Origin of the sequence: Microcystis sp. M_QC_C_20170808_M9Col (genome assembly GCF_007095495.1) — a bacterium.
GTDB classification, from domain to species: domain Bacteria; phylum Cyanobacteriota; class Cyanobacteriia; order Cyanobacteriales; family Microcystaceae; genus Microcystis; species Microcystis aeruginosa.
In genome coordinates, this window is sequence record NZ_SFBZ01000337.1 from 1 (window position 1) to 4,853 (window position 4,853).

Here is a 4,853-nt window from a genome sequence, read left to right on the forward strand (position 1 = left end):
TAAGCGGGCGATCGCTGACTAGAGTGTGACACTTCATAATTCTTAGTAATCGCTAAAAGTCTTACTATACAAGGGCTAGAGCAACTTTTGATTTCAACGACCAGGGTGCGGAATGTGGGCTTTATTATTCTAGTTACCCATTGCTAACTCACCTATAGAGATAGGGGTTAATAGTCCCAAAAAAGGGGGTTTAAATACCCCCAAAGCTCATAAGTTTTATGTTTTAGAGTATTGGTTTTAAACCGTTTCTACCAAGGGACGGGTTAACTTATCCAACTGTTGGGTTAACAGACTCAGGAATAAACCCACATCGGTGACGATACCCACGGATTCTACGGAACCTCGATCGCTTAATTTTGTCACCACGGCCGGGTTAATATCAACACAGACCATTTTCACCCCCGCCGGTGTCATATTGCCCACACCGATGGAATGGAGCATACTAGAGAGCATGAGAATCATGTCTGCACCTTGAATTAAGCGGGAATATTCTTCCTGTGCTTTAATTAAATCCATCTCCGTATCCGGAAGCGGACCATCATCGCGAATTGAACCGGCCAAACTGAAGGGGACATTATTCTTGACGCATTCATACATTACGCCTTTTGTCAATACCCCGGCCGATACAGCTTTGGCGATGCTGCCGTGGCGACGGATGAGGTTGATAATCTTGAGGTGGTGACGATGGCCACCGCGCACGGGGATGCCTTTCTGCATATCTACCCCTAAAGAAGTACCCATGATCGCCTGTTCCATGTCGTGAACTGCGATCGCATTTCCCCCCAGTAAAGCGTGAACGTAACCATCGCGGATTAAACGGGAGAGATGTTGCGCTCCTCCAGTGTGAATGACCACGGGACCTGCCGTTACTACCACTTTACCGCCCTGGTCGCGAATTTTACGCATTTCCCAGGCAATCTGCTCCACGGTTAACTCGACTCGGCGCTCGCTGGAAACCCCCGCACCCATAAAGGTAAATTCCTGAGTGCTGTTGCGTTGTTCCCTGGATTCCGCCTGTCGGATAGTACGGATGCCCTCAACTCCCACCATAACGCGATCGCCAGCTTTTAAATCCCGCAGGAGAGTACATTTCGCGGTTTTGCCTTCTGGACTTTCAGTGACGACGATGGCTGCATCCATGCGTTGATTTTCCACCCGCACCCATTCACAGCTAACCCGCACTTCCGTGGGATAAATGGTGCTGACATAAAAATCATCGGGAGCGACCCCATCTTGTGCCACCACTGCGGTATTGACATCACAGATTTCTTGGGGACGAGCGGCCGCACCGAGGTCGATCAATTGTACCATGATCTCCTCCATTACCTCGTGAGAGGGTGCAGAAACGCGCACTTCGGCCGAGGAGGTACTTTGGCGCTCAATCCCCAAAGTGAAGTTTAAAACCTTGAAGCTGCCCCCATTTCCCACCACAACATCGAGAGCTTTATTCATAATTCCCGCGTCGAGCAGATGACCTTCTAGCTGGAGAATGCGACTTTCAATGGTGACATTAGCGTGATGGTCTGGAATTAGGGGTTCCGTGGTACGCAGGGTTAAACATTTAGCGGCTCCCCCTGCTTTTAAGAACTCCGTCAGGGGAGTTTGTACAACTTCAAAGCCTTTTGACGCTAACTTATGTTGTAAGTCGTCACTAATTTTATTCATGACGATTACTTGACCGATATTCACTGCATTACAAGCAAAGTTAACCGCATCAGCTTCTTCAACGATAATGCGTTTTTCTTCGGGAATTTTTAACTCGATTAACCGATTAGAATAGGCATCAAAAGCATCGGGATAGTAGAGTAGATAACCGCCACTAAGGGGACAAAAACAGGTATCAAGGTGATAGAAACGTTCATCGATTAAACGTAGGGATAAAACCTCGATATCGAGCCATTTAGCGATTAAAGGGTGGGAATCTAACTCGGTTCTGAAGCCATATCCTGCCCATAACCAACGTCCTTCCCGATCTAATAGTGCGTCTCCTGCACCTTCAAAGGGTAAATCTTTGGGCAGTTCGTGAACCGTAAAACCGTTATCTTCAAACCACTGCTTAAAATAGGGTTCTTCTCCCTGTCTTTCTTTGTGTAAAAAGCGACTGAGAACGACAGTTTTTTCCAGAACTAAACCTGCATTAGCGGTAAAAACCATGTCAGGCCAGCCTTTTTCTGGTGTGACTAAATCCACGAGCGCCCGATCTTTGAGAACATGATAAAGCTGCTGCCATTGTTGCCTAGCTTTTTCCTGGGAAGATTTGTGAATGTTGCCCTCCATCCAAGGATTAATCACATAATCCACATCGTAATGATCGGGAGAACACATCAAAAAGCGAATAGTTTCAGTCATATTTTTTGACAATGAATATTCAGTATAAGTAGTCTGGAGATAAGTTTAGACCAATCTTCCATTATACTCTACTTTGCGTCGAAACATCACAGACTTAAGATTAGGACAATTCCTGCGCCACAAGCTAAAAACAGCCTGATTTTAGCCGATAACTGACGGCTAGAAGCTTAAATTATTGTAAATCCTGATGTTTAAATAACCCCATAAATTTCGATTTGCGTCCGTGTTCCTTAATTAAATTTTCCCGATAGGTTTGCCATTCTTCCCGTCTTCCCGACATATAAAAGGCATTACGAGCTTTTTTTAGCCATTTAATCGCTTCTTCGTAGCGATCAGCCTTTTTTTCGTCGAGTATCTTTTCCGCAGGAGGACGTGCGCGATCGATCACCCAGTTAGGATCGACGGTAGCAGCCGCATCCATTATCCGCCAAATTAGGTGAGACTGCACATAGGAATTATCAGAAACGACTTTAATTGCATCTCTAACTAAATTTTCGTGGAGAAATATATCAATTTTAGCCTCTAGGGAACGTCCACCGCTAAACTCGCGCAAGTAATCTAACAAGTCTAATTTTAAATCGGGCCAATCTTGCCCCGCTAAAGACTCAATTTTTTGGTAATGGGAAAAGGAAGGTTGGTCTTGAAATGCCTTAATTCTAGCAGCCAAAGCTGTATCTATATCCCCTAAAGATTGCGCTAGTTCACTTGTCCAGAGAGCTAATTGATAATAATAATTCCCTGGGAAATTTAGACCACCCCTGGCAATTATGAGAGCGGATTCTGGTGCGGATTCATCGCGTAAAGCTTTGGCAAAAAAGAAGGCTTCATCGTTTTTAGTTATCATGTTTTTTGATGATGCCATCGCTTCATCAATGCGATCAAGATAGACTAACTTAGTTAGGTATTCTACCACTTGTCCTGAAGCTAAAGCTAGATTCAAATACTCCTGATCTTTTTCCTGTTTCTCGAAAATTTCTAAGCGAATAGAAGTTAATGTTTGGGCATAATCGGGGATATTATCTGACCACATTTCTGAAAAATTAGCCGATTCTCCCCGTAAAATCTTCTCTAAAACTGGATCGTCCCATCCCTGTTGTAAGGCTGCTAAACTCATCTCAAAATCGGCACTCCATTCATGCTGCCATTGCTCGATTTTTTCCCTTAAATCTTGCTTTTCTTGGGGATTAAATTCTTTACTTAAAATTGCCCCAGTTAAAACTCGATCGATTCTGGCACTTAAATCATCATTGACAGCACCGTAATCTTCTAAATTATCCCATTCCTCGATACAGGCGCTAATAATTGCTTCTAAAATAGCGATCGCATTATCCAGTTCTCCCTTTTGATAATAATCTTGGGCCTCATCCACTAGGGCATAAATTTCATTAGAAATTGGATCTTCTTCGTAGTAATCTTCTTCGATCGCTCGCAGGGATTGCCGCAGTTCATTACGGACAGTATTACGATAAGCTTTGACATTAATAGTTATCTTACCTCCCGCTTTATTAACTGGGGTAGCTGGAAATAAAAATTTATCAATTGTCTCAATAATTTCTGGGTGTTTAGCCACTAAATGATTAAGTAATTTTCTTAATTTACTTTCATCGATTGGTGTCAATAACTCCTCTAGGGAGGCTTTTTTGATAATTAATTTCGGTTGACGAGAACAGGTTAATAAAACCGCCACAATATGCTTACACCAACCCTCGTGATCGTAGGGACAGGAACAGGAGACATTCTCAAGATTATCTTGGTTAAAATCCATGGCAACTCGATAGGGTTTAACCTCACTACCACTCACTAAAGCTTGTAGATTTTGCCCCCGTTGCCAAAGAGAAATAACTGCACCGCTATCGTAATAATATTGACCGCGCTGATAGGAAGCATTGGTGCTATTTTGCCGGATAATTTTTTCATTGATAGGAGGAATAGTCATAGTCAGAAAAGGAGAGGATTGGGTGATAAAATCTTGTCTGTGTCAAGAAAACTGCCAGCACCGAGACAGACCACTGCATCAGCAACCGAGTCAACTTATCTTCAGTTTAGCCTAAATGTGCTATAGTGAAGACACTATGGAAATTAAAAACATTCCTCTGTCCCAAATTCGTCGTCCTTTACCGCGACAAACCGATCCCGAAAAAGTTAATCAGTTGATGCAATCGATCGCTGAGGAGGGATTACGAGAACCGATCGATGTTTTGGAGGTGGATGGTAACTACTACGGTTTTTCCGGTTGCCATCGCTTTGCCGCTCATCGAAAATTTGGGTCTGAAACCCCGTCGTTCTACGACGGCTTTGCTGTTAAATATGAGCATCGTTTACGAAATATATGCTAAAATATGAGACATGGAAAAAGCCTATTCTTACCGATTTTACCCAACACCCGAACAAGAGTCGCTATTGCGGCGCACTTTGGGCTGTGTAAGATTGGTTTACAATAAAGCTCTCCACGAACGAACACAAGCTTGGTACGAAAAGCAAGAAAGAGTAGGCTACGCTCAAAC

At 43.5% G+C, this 4,853-nt stretch carries 4 protein-coding genes; 2 read left to right on the forward strand and 2 right to left on the reverse strand.

Going from position 1 to position 4,853, the window contains the following annotated elements; translation table 11 throughout:
* Positions 1-237 precede the first annotated feature (237 nt).
* Positions 238-2,349 carry a bifunctional arginine dihydrolase/ornithine cyclodeaminase gene (gene argZ / locus EWV68_RS21280; protein ID WP_287170960.1) on the reverse strand — a complete coding sequence of 704 codons (2,112 nt, stop codon included), beginning with the start codon at positions 2,347-2,349 and terminating at the stop codon, positions 238-240.
* A gap of 172 nt (positions 2,350-2,521) precedes the next feature.
* The gene (locus tag EWV68_RS21285) at positions 2,522-4,285 is read right to left on the reverse strand and encodes an SWIM zinc finger family protein (RefSeq protein ID WP_287170961.1); all 1,764 of its coding nucleotides are present in this window, start codon (positions 4,283-4,285) and stop codon (positions 2,522-2,524) included.
* A 115-nt stretch (positions 4,286-4,400) separates the two neighbouring features.
* Between EWV68_RS21285 and EWV68_RS21290 the strand changes: the two genes are divergently transcribed.
* Positions 4,401-4,685 (forward strand): sulfiredoxin, encoded by a 285-nt coding sequence (locus tag EWV68_RS21290; protein WP_287170963.1) that lies wholly within the window; start codon positions 4,401-4,403, stop codon positions 4,683-4,685.
* Positions 4,686-4,695: 10 nt separating this feature from the next.
* A partial coding sequence (locus EWV68_RS21295) for a helix-turn-helix domain-containing protein (RefSeq protein ID WP_287170964.1) occupies positions 4,696-4,853 on the forward strand: 158 nt, incomplete at its 3' end.